22 protein-coding genes are annotated in these 13,288 nt (G+C 66.9%); all 22 read left to right on the top strand.

The window, feature by feature from the left end; all coding sequences use genetic code 11:
* Positions 1-58 precede the first annotated feature (58 nt).
* The 22 genes from P0Y59_02675 (at position 59) to P0Y59_02570 (ending at position 13,243) form a co-directional block, all read left to right on the top strand.
* The gene (locus P0Y59_02675) at positions 59-481 is read left to right on the top strand and encodes an N-acetylmuramoyl-L-alanine amidase (protein ID WEK00616.1); all 423 of its coding nucleotides are present in this window, start codon (positions 59-61) and stop codon (positions 479-481) included.
* On the top strand, positions 481-750 hold the full coding sequence (locus tag P0Y59_02670; protein ID WEK00615.1) for a hypothetical protein: 270 nt from the start codon (positions 481-483) through the stop codon (positions 748-750). The genes P0Y59_02675 and P0Y59_02670 overlap by 1 nt, the downstream gene beginning before the upstream one ends.
* On the top strand, positions 747-1,091 hold the full coding sequence (locus P0Y59_02665) for a hypothetical protein (protein WEK00614.1): 345 nt from the start codon (positions 747-749) through the stop codon (positions 1,089-1,091). The genes P0Y59_02670 and P0Y59_02665 overlap by 4 nt, the downstream gene beginning before the upstream one ends.
* The gene (locus P0Y59_02660) at positions 1,033-1,371 is read left to right on the top strand and encodes a hypothetical protein (protein WEK00613.1); all 339 of its coding nucleotides are present in this window, start codon (positions 1,033-1,035) and stop codon (positions 1,369-1,371) included. Before P0Y59_02665 ends, P0Y59_02660 begins: the two co-directional genes overlap by 59 nt.
* Complete coding sequence (locus tag P0Y59_02655) at positions 1,371-1,622, top strand: hypothetical protein (GenBank protein ID WEK00612.1); 252 nt, start codon at positions 1,371-1,373, stop codon at positions 1,620-1,622. The genes P0Y59_02660 and P0Y59_02655 overlap by 1 nt, the downstream gene beginning before the upstream one ends.
* Positions 1,612-1,830 (top strand): TraR/DksA C4-type zinc finger protein, encoded by a 219-nt coding sequence (locus tag P0Y59_02650; protein WEK00611.1) that lies wholly within the window; start codon positions 1,612-1,614, stop codon positions 1,828-1,830. Before P0Y59_02655 ends, P0Y59_02650 begins: the two co-directional genes overlap by 11 nt.
* The gene (locus P0Y59_02645) at positions 1,827-2,120 is read left to right on the top strand and encodes a DUF2730 family protein (protein WEK00610.1); all 294 of its coding nucleotides are present in this window, start codon (positions 1,827-1,829) and stop codon (positions 2,118-2,120) included. Before P0Y59_02650 ends, P0Y59_02645 begins: the two co-directional genes overlap by 4 nt.
* On the top strand, positions 2,120-2,416 hold the full coding sequence (locus P0Y59_02640; GenBank protein WEK00609.1) for a hypothetical protein: 297 nt from the start codon (positions 2,120-2,122) through the stop codon (positions 2,414-2,416). The genes P0Y59_02645 and P0Y59_02640 overlap by 1 nt, the downstream gene beginning before the upstream one ends.
* A gap of 3 nt (positions 2,417-2,419) precedes the next feature.
* Complete coding sequence (locus P0Y59_02635; protein ID WEK00608.1) at positions 2,420-3,016, top strand: DUF3486 family protein; 597 nt, start codon at positions 2,420-2,422, stop codon at positions 3,014-3,016.
* Positions 3,009-4,670 carry a hypothetical protein gene (locus tag P0Y59_02630; protein WEK00607.1) on the top strand — a complete coding sequence of 554 codons (1,662 nt, stop codon included), beginning with the start codon at positions 3,009-3,011 and terminating at the stop codon, positions 4,668-4,670. The genes P0Y59_02635 and P0Y59_02630 overlap by 8 nt, the downstream gene beginning before the upstream one ends.
* Positions 4,671-4,845: 175 nt before the next feature.
* A complete protein-coding gene (locus tag P0Y59_02625) occupies positions 4,846-6,912 on the top strand; it encodes a phage portal protein (protein ID WEK00606.1) in 2,067 nt (688 codons plus the stop codon).
* A gap of 3 nt (positions 6,913-6,915) precedes the next feature.
* Positions 6,916-7,632 (top strand): HK97 family phage prohead protease, encoded by a 717-nt coding sequence (locus P0Y59_02620; GenBank protein WEK00605.1) that lies wholly within the window; start codon positions 6,916-6,918, stop codon positions 7,630-7,632.
* Positions 7,633-7,867: 235 nt separating this feature from the next.
* Positions 7,868-9,181 carry a phage major capsid protein gene (locus P0Y59_02615; GenBank protein WEK00604.1) on the top strand — a complete coding sequence of 438 codons (1,314 nt, stop codon included), beginning with the start codon at positions 7,868-7,870 and terminating at the stop codon, positions 9,179-9,181.
* A gap of 87 nt (positions 9,182-9,268) precedes the next feature.
* Positions 9,269-9,817 carry a hypothetical protein gene (locus P0Y59_02610; protein ID WEK00603.1) on the top strand — a complete coding sequence of 183 codons (549 nt, stop codon included), beginning with the start codon at positions 9,269-9,271 and terminating at the stop codon, positions 9,815-9,817.
* An 11-nt stretch (positions 9,818-9,828) separates the two neighbouring features.
* A complete protein-coding gene (locus tag P0Y59_02605; protein ID WEK00602.1) occupies positions 9,829-10,227 on the top strand; it encodes a hypothetical protein in 399 nt (132 codons plus the stop codon).
* A 3-nt stretch (positions 10,228-10,230) separates the two neighbouring features.
* Positions 10,231-10,812: a hypothetical protein gene (locus P0Y59_02600; protein ID WEK00601.1), complete on the top strand. Its 582-nt coding sequence runs from the start codon at positions 10,231-10,233 to the stop codon at positions 10,810-10,812.
* The gene (locus P0Y59_02595) at positions 10,809-10,994 is read left to right on the top strand and encodes a hypothetical protein (protein WEK00600.1); all 186 of its coding nucleotides are present in this window, start codon (positions 10,809-10,811) and stop codon (positions 10,992-10,994) included. The genes P0Y59_02600 and P0Y59_02595 overlap by 4 nt, the downstream gene beginning before the upstream one ends.
* The gene (locus tag P0Y59_02590; protein WEK00599.1) at positions 10,991-11,365 is read left to right on the top strand and encodes a hypothetical protein; all 375 of its coding nucleotides are present in this window, start codon (positions 10,991-10,993) and stop codon (positions 11,363-11,365) included. The genes P0Y59_02595 and P0Y59_02590 overlap by 4 nt, the downstream gene beginning before the upstream one ends.
* On the top strand, positions 11,362-11,709 hold the full coding sequence (locus tag P0Y59_02585; protein ID WEK00598.1) for a hypothetical protein: 348 nt from the start codon (positions 11,362-11,364) through the stop codon (positions 11,707-11,709). The genes P0Y59_02590 and P0Y59_02585 overlap by 4 nt, the downstream gene beginning before the upstream one ends.
* Positions 11,709-12,227, top strand: coding sequence for a hypothetical protein (locus P0Y59_02580; protein ID WEK00597.1), 519 nt, complete (start codon positions 11,709-11,711; stop codon positions 12,225-12,227). Before P0Y59_02585 ends, P0Y59_02580 begins: the two co-directional genes overlap by 1 nt.
* Positions 12,220-12,636, top strand: a complete 417-nt coding sequence (locus tag P0Y59_02575; GenBank protein ID WEK00596.1) for a DUF3168 domain-containing protein — start codon at positions 12,220-12,222, stop codon at positions 12,634-12,636. The genes P0Y59_02580 and P0Y59_02575 overlap by 8 nt, the downstream gene beginning before the upstream one ends.
* A 1-nt stretch (position 12,637) precedes the next feature.
* A complete protein-coding gene (locus P0Y59_02570) occupies positions 12,638-13,243 on the top strand; it encodes a hypothetical protein (protein ID WEK00595.1) in 606 nt (201 codons plus the stop codon).
* Positions 13,244-13,288: the final 45 nt, after the last annotated feature.

Below are 13,288 nucleotides of genomic sequence, written 5' to 3'. Positions count from 1 at the left end.
AGGGCGGGGCGGACCATCGGGGTCCTTGTCACCGCCCGCCGAGACAGGCGGGTCCGACATGACACCAATCAGATATCTGACGATCCATTGCGCCGCGACGCCCGAGGGCCGCGACGTGAAGGCGGGGACGATTTCCGCCTGGGACATCGCGAAGTTCGGCCAGGTCAGCTACCATCAGGTGGTGGAGCTTGACGGCCGGGCCGTCCGCACCCTGCCCGACGACAAGCGCGGCGCCCATACGGGCGGACACAATACCGGCAATATCGGCATCTGCTATGTCGGCGGGGTCGATCGGGACAACAAGGCGCCGAAGGACACCCGCACGCCCGCGCAGAAAGCGACGCTGAAGAGCCTCGTGATCGCCTATCGGGCGCTCTACCCAGGCCTGATCGTGCTTGGTCACCGGGACTGGCCGAACGTCGCGAAGGCCTGTCCCTCGTTCGATGTCGCCGCCTGGCTCAAGGCCGAGGGCATCGCCTGATGGTCGGGAAGCTCCTGAAGGACCTGCTCTATGGCGGGCGCAACGAGTATCTGGACATCGTCCGGCTGCTGGCGCTGCTCGGCGGGCTGGTGTTCCTCTCCCTGACCGTGGTCGAATTCGCTCGTACCGGCGTATTCGACAAGCTCACCTTCGCCGGCTCCTGGGCAACGCTGCTCGGCGCTACCGTCGCGGCAGTGTGGGGGCGTTCCCATACCGACCGCTTGCAGCGCCAGGACGCCGCGATCGTCGCCGTGGAGCCGGGCCAGTGATCGCCGCGCTTGCCGCCCGGCTGATCGCCTGGAGCGTGCCCGCCAGGGCGGCGCGCCCGCTTGCCTGGGCGATGGTGCTGCTGGTCGCCGGCCTGCTCGTCTGGGGTGCCTGGTCGCTCTGGCTGGGCAGGCACGACAAGGCCGTGGTCGAGGCCGACCGAAGCGCTGGCACGGCCCAGGTGCTCGCCAATGTCGTCGCCGCCGATCGCGGCGCCGGGGCGACCAAGGACGCGCGGGACAGCGCCTTCGCCGCCGAACAATCCAACCTTCAGGAGAAAGCCGATGCGGCTGCCGACAATCGCTCTAGCCCTCTCGACGCTCTGTTCAACGAGCTGCGCTGACCGCGAGCCGGTTCGCGCGATTCCCGTTGTGCCCGACCGGGCGCGGCTCGACCCATGCCCCAAGGCCTTCCCGTCCGCGCCGAGCCTTGCCCCACTCGCGGCGTTCACGCTGCCGGACGGCCGGGCTGTCGTGCTGCTGGATACGGTGATCGCGCGCGAGACCGCCACGGTCCACTACATCGTCCAGGCGCGCGGCGCCTGGCACGAATGCCGATCGGCCGTTGCCTATGTTCAAGACTGGGGCGCGCGCGTCAGCGGCGGCCTGCCGGTGCCGAAGTGATGGCCTGGTGGCTCTTCGAAGTCGTGCTTGCGGCGATCGGCCTGATCTGGGTCTGCGGCTCCCTTGTCATCACGGCATTCAGGCCGTGGCGGCATTTCGAGCGTGACGATCGCTGGCTTGCCTGGGCGCTCATGCTCGGCTGGCTGGTGATCGCCGTTGCGATGGCGATTGAGCTGTGGATCGAGTTCCGCCTCGATCGGCGTGAAGCGCGCCGCATTGGGCAGCGGCGGCAGGCCCCCGATGCAGTCTGAAGAGCGCTCGATCGAAGCGTCCGAACTGCTCGACGCCCAGATGCGCGAGCTACGGATCGCCGTCATCCGCGCCAGCCTGGTGCCGGCCGTTGGCGACGACTGCACCGACTGCGGTGAAGACATTGAGGCCGCGCGCCGCGCCGCGTTGCCATCGGCCGTGCGGTGCGTCCGCTGCCAGGAACGATTCGAGCGGAGGGGGAAAGCGTGACCGGCAATGTAATGATTATGGTGCTGACCGCCGCGTCACTGGCGCTCGGCATCGCCAATACGATCTGGGCCTGGCTCAGCCGGGGCAGCGCGAAGACGGCTGACCATGAGCGGCGTCTCATGACGATCGAAGGCGATCTGAAGCACCTCCCCAACAAGGAAGACGTCACGGCGTTGCGCCTCGGCCTCTCCGAAATGAACGGCAAGCTCAACACCGCCGAGTCCGAGTTGAGCGCCGTCGCGCGGACGGTGCGCCGGATCGAGGATCACCTCGTAGCGGGAGCGAAGTAGTGAACTATCAGGACAAGCTCACCCAGGACGGGCGTCTCTGCATGCTGAAGGAGCTTGCGGTGCAGGTCGACGGGCGACTGAACGAAAAAACGCTGATGCAGGTGCTTGAAACGTTCGGCATCACACGCTCGCGCGACTGGGTCCGCACCCAGCTGCGCGCGATGGACGAGTTGGGCGTGGTGCATGTCATTGAGGCGGGGACCGTGATGGTCGCCAGCCTGACCACGCTCGGGCGCAACCATGTCGAGCGGCGCGCGATCGTAGAGGGCATTGCCCGTCCCTCGGACGAGGACTGACCCGTGACGGACGCCGCGCAGGATCGCCGCGAGGGGCGCGGCCGGCTGTCGTCGCTCGATCTGCTGCCCGACGCGGCCGAGGAAGATATCGTCTGGGCGCTTGAGGCGCTTCGGTCCCGCGCGCTCCCGCAGAATGCGATCCTCGACCAGTTCAACGCGCGGCTCGCGTCGCGCGGGATCGGGCCAGTCAGCAAGTCTTCGTTCGGCCGCTGGTCAATCCGCAAGGCCATCCAGTTCCGGCGCCTGGACGAATTCCGCGTCATTACATCGGACCTGGTCGACAGCCTGGGTCAAGGCGACACCGAGAGTGCAACGATCGCGATCGGCGAGATGCTGAAAGCCGCGATCTACGAGCGGCTTGAAGGAAACCCGGACGACAAGGTGCTTGGCCGGCTGGCACGAACACTGCGCGATACCCAGGCAGCGCAAAAGGCTTCGGCCGAGCATCGCTCCCGCATCGATGCGCGTGTGGCCTCCAAGGTCGAGGAGGTCGCCGATCGCGCCGAGCATGTCATGCGCGAGGCCGGCCTGGGCAAGGATCGCATCGCCGAGCTGCGCCGCGAGTTCCTTGGCGTAGGCAAGGGCGGCGGCAGTGAATGACGCGGGCCTGATCCAGGGCAAACAGGGCCACGTGGTCATCGACGAGCTGGACGCGCTGCCCATGCCCGATCAGGCGCCCCCACGATCGCCGATCGACGATCTGGTGATGGGCGGTCTGCCGCCCGCCGACCTCGACCCGCTCGCCGACGGCATCCTGATGCTGCATCAGAAGGAGTGGGTCGCCGATCGCTCCCCGCTGAAGCTCGGCCGGAAAGGGCGCCGCACGGGCATTACCTTCGCAGAGGCGCTGGACAGTACGCTCATCGCCGCCGCTGCCAGGAACGCAGGCGGCGACACGACATTCTATATCGGCGACACGAAGGACAAGGGACGGGCCTTCGTGGCGACGTGCGCCCGCTTCGCCAAGATGGTGGCGAAGGAGCTTCTGGCGGTCGAGGAGTTCCTGTTCGAGGACGCCCAGCCGGACGGTACAACCAAGGATATCGCGGCCTATCGCATCCGCTTCGCCTCGGGATTCGAGGTAGTCGGCCTTTCCAGCAACCCGGCGAACATCCGCGGCTTGCAAGGCCGTGTGGTGATCGACGAAGCTGCGTTCCACCGCAACGTCGCAGCCGTGATCGATGCCTGTAACGCGCTGCTGATCTGGGGCGGCGTCATCCGGATCATCTCGACGCACAACGGCAATCTCAACCCGTTCAACGAGCTGATACGCGGGATCGAGGCCGGCGACTTCGATTATTCGATGCACACCGTCACGTTCGACGATGCCGTGCGCAACGGCCTCTATGAGCGCGTGTGCCTGGTCAATGGCGATGAGGCGACGCCCGAAGGCAAGGAGGCGTGGTATCGCAAGGTGCGCCGCTCCTACGGCAACCGCATCGACGCGATGCGTGAGGAGCTGGACGTCATCCCGCGCGAGGGGGACGGTGTCGCCATCACCCTCGCCGCGATCGAGAAGTGCAGCACGACTGATTATGTGGTGCTGCGCTGGTCGGCTCCAGCCCCGGATTTCACCTACTGGCCGGAACATCTGCGCCGTGCCGAGATGCAGGAATGGCTTAACCGCAACGTTCTGCCCGTCATCCAGCGCTACCATGACCAGGCGCTCACCTGGTACGTCGGCGGCGACTTCGCGATGCGCCAGGACCGCAGCGCCTATCCGCTCGGCTTTGTCGGCCAGGACCTGAAGCGGCATGTCCCGCTGATCCTCGAAATGCGCGCCTGTCCCTATGACCAGCAGAAGCAGGCGCTGTTCTGGATGGTCGAGCAAACAGAGACGATCGGGCGCTTCGGCGCGGGCGAACTGGATGCCAACGGCAACGGCATGGCGCTTGCCCAAGAGACGCGGCAGCGGTTCGGCGAGCGCATCGTGGAGCGGATGCCCTCGGTCGCCTGGAGCCGGGAAACCGGCCCGAGCTTCTGCGCCGCGTTCGGTGACGGCACGATCCTGATCCCCGCCGACATGGACGTGCGCAACGACCTGCGCCAGCTGGTGATCGCGGGGGGCGTGGTGAAGATGCCCTCGCACGTCCGCGCCGAAGGGACCGATGGCGGCAAGCGACACGGCGACGCGGCGGTGGCGCTGTGGAATTTCCACGCGGCGACGAAGCGCGGCGACGGTGCCCGCTGGACGCCGCTCAACCGGCCCCGATCCTCGGGCCAGTCGCTCGATAGTGTCTGGATACCGGCATGATGCCCGTTGTCCGCTCAGGAGCCGCAGGAGCGCCGCCGCGCGAAAAGTGGGGCAATCTTGCCCGACGTTTCTCCACCTGCCCTCTTAGGGGCTTCTTACGGCTCTTTTCGGGGCAATCGACCCGTATGGGCCAGGCCGCAATGGCGGTCGCGCCGCACAGCAAGGTCTATCCCGCATGAACTGGTTTTCCAAAGCCCTGACCGCGATGCGTCACGGCTCCCGCCCGATGTTCCTGTCCGGCCTGCTGAAGCGGACGCGGTTCGATTACCGGAAAGAGGTCGGCGACGGCCTGGATAGCTCCGTCGTGACGGCGCCGATCCGCTGGGTGCAGCGCGCGCTCCCCGAGGCGCGCCTGGTCGTTCGGCGGCGCAAGCGCAACGGCGCGGTAGAGGAGATGGTCGGCCATCAGATGATCGCGCTGATCCAGCGCCCCAATCCCTATTATGGCGATATCGCGCTGTGGGCCGCGACGCTGCTGTCCTGGTACATCGCGGGCAACGCCTATTGGGTGAAGGTGCGCAACCGGGCGGGCCGGCCGGTCGAGCTGTGGTACGTGCCGCACTGGATGATGAAGACAGAAGCGCCGCGAGACGGCAGTGAGTTCATCTCTCATTATGTCTATCGGCCGGGCGGCGGGATCGAGCCGATGACCCTGCTCCCCGAGGATGTGGTGCATTTCCGCGACGGGATCGATCCGCGCAACCTGACCCTTGGCCTGTCGTCGCTCGACGGCGTGATCCGCGAAATCTTCATCGATCTGGAGTCGTCCAACTTCGTCGCCTCGCTGCTGCGGAACATGGGCGTTCCCGGTGTGGTGATCAGCCCAAAGGGCGGCGCCATGGTCGCGCCCGGCGATGTCGCGGCGACCAAGGCATGGTTTCAGGAATCGTTCGGCGGCGATCGTCGCGGCGGGCCGCTGGTGATGGGCGCGCCGACCGACGTGCAGCCCTATGGCTTCAACCCGCAGCAGATGAACATGAGCGAGGGGCGCGACGTCGCCGAGGAACGCGTCTGCGCGGTGATCGGCATCCCGGCCGCCGTCGTCGGGTTCGGCGCCGGGCTCCAGACAGCCAAGGTCGGCGCGACGATGCAGGAGTTGCATAGGATCGCCTGGGAGAACGGAGTTCTGCCGGCGTCCCGTGCGCTCGCCGACGAGTTGAACCGTTCGCTGCTGCCCGACTTCGGCGAGGTGGCGGGCCAGGAGGTCGGATGGAATACCGACGAGGTGAAGGCGCTTCAGGAGGACCAGGACAAGAAAACCGAGCGCTATAACAAGCGGCTTGGCTCAGGGGCGATCACGGTGTTCGAGTATCGCACCGGGATCGGCATGGAGGCCAACGACAGCCACCGAATCTATCTGCGCCCGATCAACCTGATCGAGGTTCCCGAGGGTGCGCCGCCTCGGGTCGAGACGGCACCCGCCCTCCCGCTGAAGGGCGCGCGCGGCGCGAAGGCAGCGCGAGCGCGCGAGGCAGGCTACAAGCGCGGTGTTGCCTTTGCGCTGATGCTTCAGCGGCAGAATAAAGGCCTCTCAGCCGCGTTTGAGAAGTCGCTTGCCGCCCGCTTCGCTGGCTGGGGTGACGAGGCCCGCGCGGCAGCGCTGCCGCTGCTCGAAGCCGCCACGCCGAAGCAGGCCAAGGCGGAAGGGCAGGACGGGGCCGATGACGAGCTTATCGCAATGATCCTGGAGAAGCTTGGGATCGACGCCTGGTCGGCGGAGCTGACCCAGGACTATGGCGCGCATTATCTCGAAATCGCCGAGGCGGTGCAGGAAGCAGCCGGGCACGCCGGCCTCGGCACTAACCTGCCCGATCCCGTCGCCCGCGCGATCGTCGCCTCGGGCGGGCGGCGGGTCGGCCTGATCGATCTGGACCAACAGACACGCGACGCAGTGTTCGACGCGCTCGCCGAGGGCCGGGCCGAGGGCGAAGGCGTCCAGAAGCTCGCCGACCGGATCGCGGTGCACATCGAGGCCGGGCCGTGGAATTCGGGCGAGATCCGCGCGCGCACCATCGCCCGTACCGAGACCAAGTTCGCACAGAATATCTCGACGATCGAGCGCGGCCTGGCTGCCGGGGTCGGACAGTTCGTGGTGTTTGACGGACGGCTTGGGCCGGGCCGGTCGCTGCCTGAGCATATGGCCAGGGACGGCTCGGTCGTCGGCGCCGAGGAAGCGGCCCAGATGGCGGCCGATGAACATCCCAACGGCACGCTGAGCTTCGCCCCCTATTTCGAGGAGTAAGACATGACCATCCAGACCAAGGCGATGACGATTGTGGAGATGGACGAGGCCGGCAAGGGCCTGGCGCTTCTCGCCACGCTTTCCGCGATCGACAGCGACGACGACACCTATCAGGCCGGGGCGTTCTCGTGGAAGGCCGGCGGCTCGCAATGGGCGCCCATGATCGTCGCGCATAATCGCGGCAAGATGCCGTTCGGCAAGGCGCGGGTATATGAAGACGGCGACCGCGCGCTTGCAGAGTTGAACCTTAACCTCGCCACGCAGGTCGGCCGCGACTGGCACGAGACGTTGAAGTTCGACCTGGCGACGGGCGAGCCGGTGCAGGAATGGTCCTACGGCTACGAGGTCATGGACTGGGACTTCCGCTATATCGACCGGACGAGAAAGGTTCGCGTCATCAAGCAAACGGACGTTCACGAGGTGTCGCCGGTCATCCGGGGCGCGGGCGCCGGGACGCGCACGATTTCGATCAAGAGCGCCGAGCTGAAGGACGCGCATTTCGCTCCGCTGATCGCGAGCCTGGGCGAACTGGCGACCGCCCTGGGCGAGGACCCTTCTCAGCTTTCCGCCACCGGGCTGAAGCAGCTGACGGAAATCCATGGGTCGCTGGGCAAGGGCCTTGAGGCGGCGGCCGCCGCGATCGGGGCCGACGCCACCAAGGTCGATACGCTGCTCGCCGGCTATCTGCGCCACCAGTCGCGCCGCCATCTCGCCGCTTAGGCGACCGGCCGTCCCGCCGTTCCTGCCGCCCGCGCGCAACCGTCCTGCGCGCGGGCGGTTGTGTTTTCCTGACCGTCTCGGTTAGACCAGCCCGCGCCGATCGCGGCGCCTCCCCCATCTCGATACCGCCTGCCCCGGAACGCGTTCCGGGGCGATAGGCCGTGCCCGCGCCTGCCACATGGACACCTCGGCTCCGCACTCATGGAGCCGCCCGGTTTTCCATGGAGTGCAGGCTATGTCGGTTGCGAATTTGACGTTGAAGGAGGCGCGCGAAAAGCTCGGCGCGAAGCAGGACGAGCTGGGCAAGGTCTTTGAAGAGGCCAAGGTCGCCGGTGGCTACGACTTCAACAAGGTGACCTCCCTCGGCACCAACGTGAAGGGCTCGATCGCCGTGGCCGAGAAGGTCAAGGCGATGAATGCCGAGTGCGACGAACTGGCGCAGCACGCCGAGACGCTCGAAGCCGCAGAGCACGCCGCGAAGAGCCATGCCGACCGCGAGAAGGGTGTGCGCCGACCGCCGATGCCGGGCAGCAAGGGCGACGATCGCCGCGCCGAAATCAAGTCTCTGGGCACTCGGGTCGCCGAGGAAAAGAGTTATCAGTCCTGGGTAAAGGACGGCGCGAACGGCGGCGTCAGCTTCAGCTTTGACGAAGTATGGCCGTCCGATGTGCTTGCCAAGGGGGCGTCCTTCGAAACGCTCGGCAGCAAGGCGCTGATGTCGCGCGGTGCGGGCTATGCGCCCGAGGTTATCCGCGCGCCCGGTTTCGTCGAAGCTGCTACCCGCCCGATCCAGGTGCTCGACATCATCCCGATGTTCCAGACCGATCAGGCCGCCTACAAGTACATGGAGGAGACGACGCGCGCGCACGGCGCGGCCGAACGGGCCGAGGGCGCGACCTTCGCAGAGAGCGCGTTTGTGTTCACCGAGCGCACCTCGCCCGTCCAGAAGATCACCGATAGCCTGCCAGTCACGGACGAGCAGTTGCAGGACGCGCCGTCGATGAACGGCTATATCGACACCCGCGTGACCTTCGGCTTGCGCCAGAGGTTCGACGGCCAGAGCCTCATCGGCGACGGCAGCGATCCGAACCTGCGCGGCCTGAAGAACGTCCCCGGCATCCAGTCCCAGGCAGTCGGTGCCGGGCCGACCATGGACGCCTTCTTCAAAGCGATGACCAATATCAGGCGGATCGGCCGCGCGATCCCGACCCACCACCTCATTCACCCCACTGACTGGCAGAATATTCGCCTCACCCGAACGGCGGATGGGGTCTACATTCTGGGCTCCCCTACCGATTCCGGGCCGGATCGACTGTGGGGTCTGCCGGTCGCCCAGGAGGACGCCGACGTCCAGGGGCGCGGTTATACCGGCTCGTTCCTGCCGCCCTACGTCTCGGCCTTCGAACGGCAGGGCGTGGACATCCAGCTCGGCTTTGTCGGCACCCAGTTTGTCGAGGGGAAGCGCACCGTGCGCGGCACCTTCCGCGTCGCGCTGGTGTGGTTCCGCCCGACCGCGTTCAGCGAAGTCACCGGCATTCCGGACGTGTGATCGTGATCCGGCCGTGCGCGGCCGGTGAGTGGGGGTCGGCCCGCGCGGCGTATCGGCGCGGGCCGCTTTTCCGAAAGGAGCTTCAACATGGGCAAGATGAAAGGCGGACAGGTCCGGGTTCGCACCGCCGAGTTCGGCAACGTCGCACTGGGCGGCAATGCCGCCGTGCTGGCGGATAACGCCCTCGACGCGGTCAATCCTACCGTCGTCACGGTGCTGGCCGGCCAACCGGACGTGCCGCGCGGCCTGACGGTCAAGGGCAGCGACGCCAATGTGACGGGCAATGTCGTGATCGAGGGCACCAATGCGGGCGGCGCGGCGATCAGCGAGACGATCGCGCTCAACGCGGCGAATGTCGTGGCCGGCAGCAAGGCATTCAGGACAGTCACCAAGGTGACGCTGCCCAAATATGCCGTCGCCAATACCGAGCGTGTCCGGATCGGCCTGGCCGCGAAGCTCGGCCTCCCGGTCAGGCTCAGCCGCAACACGGTGATCGCCGCCTATCTGGCCGGCGCGCGCGAGGCGACCGCCCCGACCGTGACCGTCTCCGCGACCGTGCTGGAGACCAACACGGTGACGCTCGCCTCGGCGCTCAACGGCACCGCCGTGATCGTCGACTTCTACGAAACCAACTGAGGAGAACAGCGATGATGAAGGCAACAGCGCGCCTGTACCTGACGGCGAACCTCGCCGCCCTGGTGCTCGAAGGCGACCCCCGAGCGGCCACGCTCTATGCGTCCCCTGGCGACGAAATCCCGGACTCCGCGGTTGAACGGTTCGGCCTGGTCGACGGGACGCTTGGCGATGCCCCGGACAGCGAGACGCACCCGGCCGACCTTGCGCCACCCCCGCCACCCCCGCCTCCGCCTCCGCCTCCGCCGCCACCTCCACCGCCGCCAGCACCCGAGCCCGAGCCCGCAAAAGGAACTAAACCCGTGAAGCCAGTCGAAACCAAGGAAAGGGTCACTCCCGCCAACAAGGAAGCGAAGGCAGGCGAGAACAAGGGCGACGGTGCCGGCGACGCTGCACCTAAGGCGCAGAGCTAAGCCATGGCGCTTATCGACCGGGTCAGGGAACGCGCGGGCAGCGATCTGTCCGACAGCGAGTTGCAGGCAATGATCGACGGGATCGCGGCCGAGCTGGCGGCGCGCCTCGGCCCGGTCGGTTCTCGTGAAGTGGAACTGGGCGACCCAACCGACCCCGATTCCCGTTTTCGCCGCACGCTGAAGATGGCGCGGCCGATCGACACAGCCGCCCAGCTGGCGATTGTCGAAACCGACCCGTCGAACAGCGGCGACGCGGCGAACGATGTCGTGCTGGCGACCGGGGATTTCCGCGTCATGCACGGCGGCCTGACGCTCCAGCGGCTTGTCGGCGGACCGAACGGCCGCGACTATTGGGCGCCGCTGGTGCGCGTCACCTTCACGCCGATCGGCGATGCCGGCGACCAGGCCGCGCGCGACGAGGCGACCATCAAGCTGATCCAGCTCGACCTGTCCTATCGCGGCGGGCTGAAGAGCGAGAAGGCCGGCGACTATCAAATCACGCTGAGCGGCGATCCGGTCGCCGATCGCGAGGGCATCTTCAAGAGCCTGGAAGCCGCCCGTGGCGGCGCGATGGTGATGGCGTGACCACACAGAACGAAACCCTGGACAAGACTGGCGTAGCGATGGCCTCGGTGAAGGCTCTGCTTGATGGGCTCAGCGCGCTCGAAGGCGTGGATCATCGTTCGGCCGCAGTGGCGCGAACGCATTTCGAGACCGCTTTCCTTTGGGTGGCCGTTGCCGCCTCGGGCGAGGGCGTGCTGACATGAGCGCGCGGCTGGTCGCCATCGACTTCGCCTGTAACGATCCGGACAATGGCGACTTCGCCGGCCGGACTGCCATGGTGTCCGCCGTATGGCTCGGGGATGCCGAACTTGAGGCGCCTTCGTTCGAGGGTTTCACCTTCAGCGAACTGGGGGCAACCGACCGGGTGCAATTCCCGGTAAAGGTTCGCATCCACCGGAAGGAATTCGCGGTTGTCCAGTCCCGGTCATGGGTCGGCAACTGGTGCTGGAACCGATACTTTTTCAGGCGCGCCGAGGCGAAGCGACTGATCCTGACCCTGCGCGCCAATGGCTGGCGTTGCACCTGCGGCCCTTCCCGGTTCTTCGACTGGATGAATGCGGAGCGTGCCGCATGATCGCCGCCCGCCTCACCATGCGCGCCCAGGTGGAGCGCAACCAGGCCGTCGCCACCGACACCTGGGGCCAGCCGGTCGCGGCCGATTTCCAGCCGATCGGCGCGCCGCTGGCCTGCTTCGCCTGGTCGCCGAATGCATCCGTGCTGATCGACGGCAGCAAGACGGCACAGATCGAGGGCGTCCGGGCGATGTTCGCCCTGGGCGCCGATGTCGCCGAGAACGACCAGCTGGTTGCGATCACCGATCGCCAGGGCGCCGTGTTGTTCCCCGGGCGGCTGAAGGTCGAGGGGCCGGTGCAGTTCAAGCACAACCATCTCGAAGCCGACCTGGTGAGGATCGGCTGATGGCCGGCAACAGCTTCGGATCGAGCGGCAAGGGCTCGCTCACCTGGACCGGTGATGCGGTGAAGGAGCGGTTGCGCAAGGCGCAGATTCGCGGGGTCAACGCGACGATGGGCGCCTGCGTCGTCGAGGCGAAGAGCAACCATCCCTGGCAGAACCGCACCACCGTTCTAGAGGGCGGGATCGACGTGGTCGACTATGCCGTTCCGGTAGAGGCCGGCGTCACCGGCACCTGGGGCGTTCGCGACGTCGTCTATGCACTGATGATCGAGGTAGGCGGCACGATCCAGCATCCGGGCGGGACGGCCTATTTCATCGGTTCGGATGGCATGGCCAAGTTCGTCTCCAACGACGATCCGAAGGCGGCCGGCCTCCCCCGAACCAAACCGCACGAAATCGTCATACCAGCCCATCCTTATCTGCGCCCGGCGGCCGACAAGCTCTATCCCACGCTGAGCGACCGTATTCGGGTTGCCTATGACAAGCTCGCTCCCTCGGCCGAGGGGGGCACCAATGGCTGATCTGGTCGGTGCCGTCGCTGCCCTGCTCGCGGCCGATGCCGGCATTGCGGCGATTGTCGGCGCGCGCGTGTTCGGCGGTGAGCTGCCGCCCGGCGAGACGCAGCACATGCCGCGACGCGTGATCGTGCTGAAGCCATCGGGCGGCTTTTCGATGACAGGCGCCAGCTATGTCGAGGCGGACACCCAGCGGCTCGACCTGTTCGCCTATGGCGCGACGGTGCGCGAGGCGTCCGATCTGTGCGGCGCGGCGGCGGCGGTGCTGCGCCGGATCGACCGCGTCGTCTCGGCCGGGGTGCTGATCCACTGGGCGCAGAGCGCGGGCGGCTTCCTGACCGGGCGCGAGCCGGTGACCGACTGGCCCCGCGCCTGGCAGTCTTTCCAGTTTTTACACGCACTGAAGGAGGTTTGAGATGCAGGAACCATTGGAGATTATCGCAGGGCCGCTGACGGCCTGGGTCGCGCCGATCGGCACCGCCTTTCCGCTCATCACCGCCGCCCCAGCCGGCCCCTGGACGATGGTCGGCGCGAATGGCGACCGCAACTATTCGGACGATGGCGTGTCGGTCATGCACAGCCAGACGATCCAGAAGGTTCGCCCGGCCGGCACGGTCGGCGCGGTCAAGGCATTCCGGACCGAAGAGGACCTGACCCTCACGCTGACGCTCTGGGACCTGACGCTTGAGGCCTATACGCTGGCGTTGAACGGCGCGACGGTGAGCGCGACGGCGGCGGGTGTCGGCACGGCCGGCTTCAAGAAGCTGGGCCTGTCGCGCGGGGAAGACGTCAAGACCTATGCGCTGCTCGTTCGCGGCACGAAGTCAGCTTACGGCGCCACCTACGCGGCGCAATATGAAGTCCCGCGTTGCTACCAGTCCGCCAATCCCAATCCGGCCTATCGCAAGGGTGTGCCGGCGGGCCTTCAGCTGGTGTTCGACGCGCTCGAATATGGCGCAGCGACCAGCGCTGACGAACGGTTCGGGCGGCTGATCATGCAGCACCAGGCGCCGCTGGCCTAACCTATCGGCCGGGCGATGCCCGGCCCCTTCTTTCCCAACATGCAG

The sequence above is a fragment of the Candidatus Sphingomonas phytovorans genome, from assembly GCA_029202385.1.
Lineage (GTDB): Bacteria > Pseudomonadota > Alphaproteobacteria > Sphingomonadales > Sphingomonadaceae > Sphingomonas > Sphingomonas phytovorans.
Note: the sequence above shows the minus strand (reverse complement) of the source record. Positions and strands in the feature narration are given on the sequence as shown.

Bases quoted from the DNA above. Each gene is read 5' to 3' on its own strand.
- P0Y59_02670 (WEK00615.1), top strand. From the start codon at position 481: ATGGTCGGGAAGCTCCTGAAGGACCTGCTCTATGGCGGGCGCAACGAG.
- P0Y59_02615 (WEK00604.1), top strand. From the start codon at position 7,868: ATGTCGGTTGCGAATTTGACGTTGAAGGAGGCGCGCGAAAAGCTCGGC.
- P0Y59_02600 (WEK00601.1), top strand. From the start codon at position 10,231: ATGGCGCTTATCGACCGGGTCAGGGAACGCGCGGGCAGCGATCTGTCC.
- P0Y59_02610 (WEK00603.1), top strand. From the start codon at position 9,269: ATGGGCAAGATGAAAGGCGGACAGGTCCGGGTTCGCACCGCCGAGTTC.
- P0Y59_02585 (WEK00598.1), top strand. From the start codon at position 11,362: ATGATCGCCGCCCGCCTCACCATGCGCGCCCAGGTGGAGCGCAACCAG.
- P0Y59_02570 (WEK00595.1), top strand. From the start codon at position 12,638: ATGCAGGAACCATTGGAGATTATCGCAGGGCCGCTGACGGCCTGGGTC.
- P0Y59_02580 (WEK00597.1), top strand. From the start codon at position 11,709: ATGGCCGGCAACAGCTTCGGATCGAGCGGCAAGGGCTCGCTCACCTGG.
- P0Y59_02625 (WEK00606.1), top strand. From the start codon at position 4,846: ATGAACTGGTTTTCCAAAGCCCTGACCGCGATGCGTCACGGCTCCCGC.
- P0Y59_02655 (WEK00612.1), top strand. From the start codon at position 1,371: ATGGCCTGGTGGCTCTTCGAAGTCGTGCTTGCGGCGATCGGCCTGATC.
- P0Y59_02575 (WEK00596.1), top strand. From the start codon at position 12,220: ATGGCTGATCTGGTCGGTGCCGTCGCTGCCCTGCTCGCGGCCGATGCC.
- P0Y59_02675 (WEK00616.1), top strand. From the start codon at position 59: ATGACACCAATCAGATATCTGACGATCCATTGCGCCGCGACGCCCGAG.
- P0Y59_02590 (WEK00599.1), top strand. From the start codon at position 10,991: ATGAGCGCGCGGCTGGTCGCCATCGACTTCGCCTGTAACGATCCGGAC.
- P0Y59_02650 (WEK00611.1), top strand. From the start codon at position 1,612: ATGCAGTCTGAAGAGCGCTCGATCGAAGCGTCCGAACTGCTCGACGCC.
- P0Y59_02620 (WEK00605.1), top strand. From the start codon at position 6,916: ATGACCATCCAGACCAAGGCGATGACGATTGTGGAGATGGACGAGGCC.
- P0Y59_02605 (WEK00602.1), top strand. From the start codon at position 9,829: ATGATGAAGGCAACAGCGCGCCTGTACCTGACGGCGAACCTCGCCGCC.
- P0Y59_02660 (WEK00613.1), top strand. From the start codon at position 1,033: ATGCGGCTGCCGACAATCGCTCTAGCCCTCTCGACGCTCTGTTCAACG.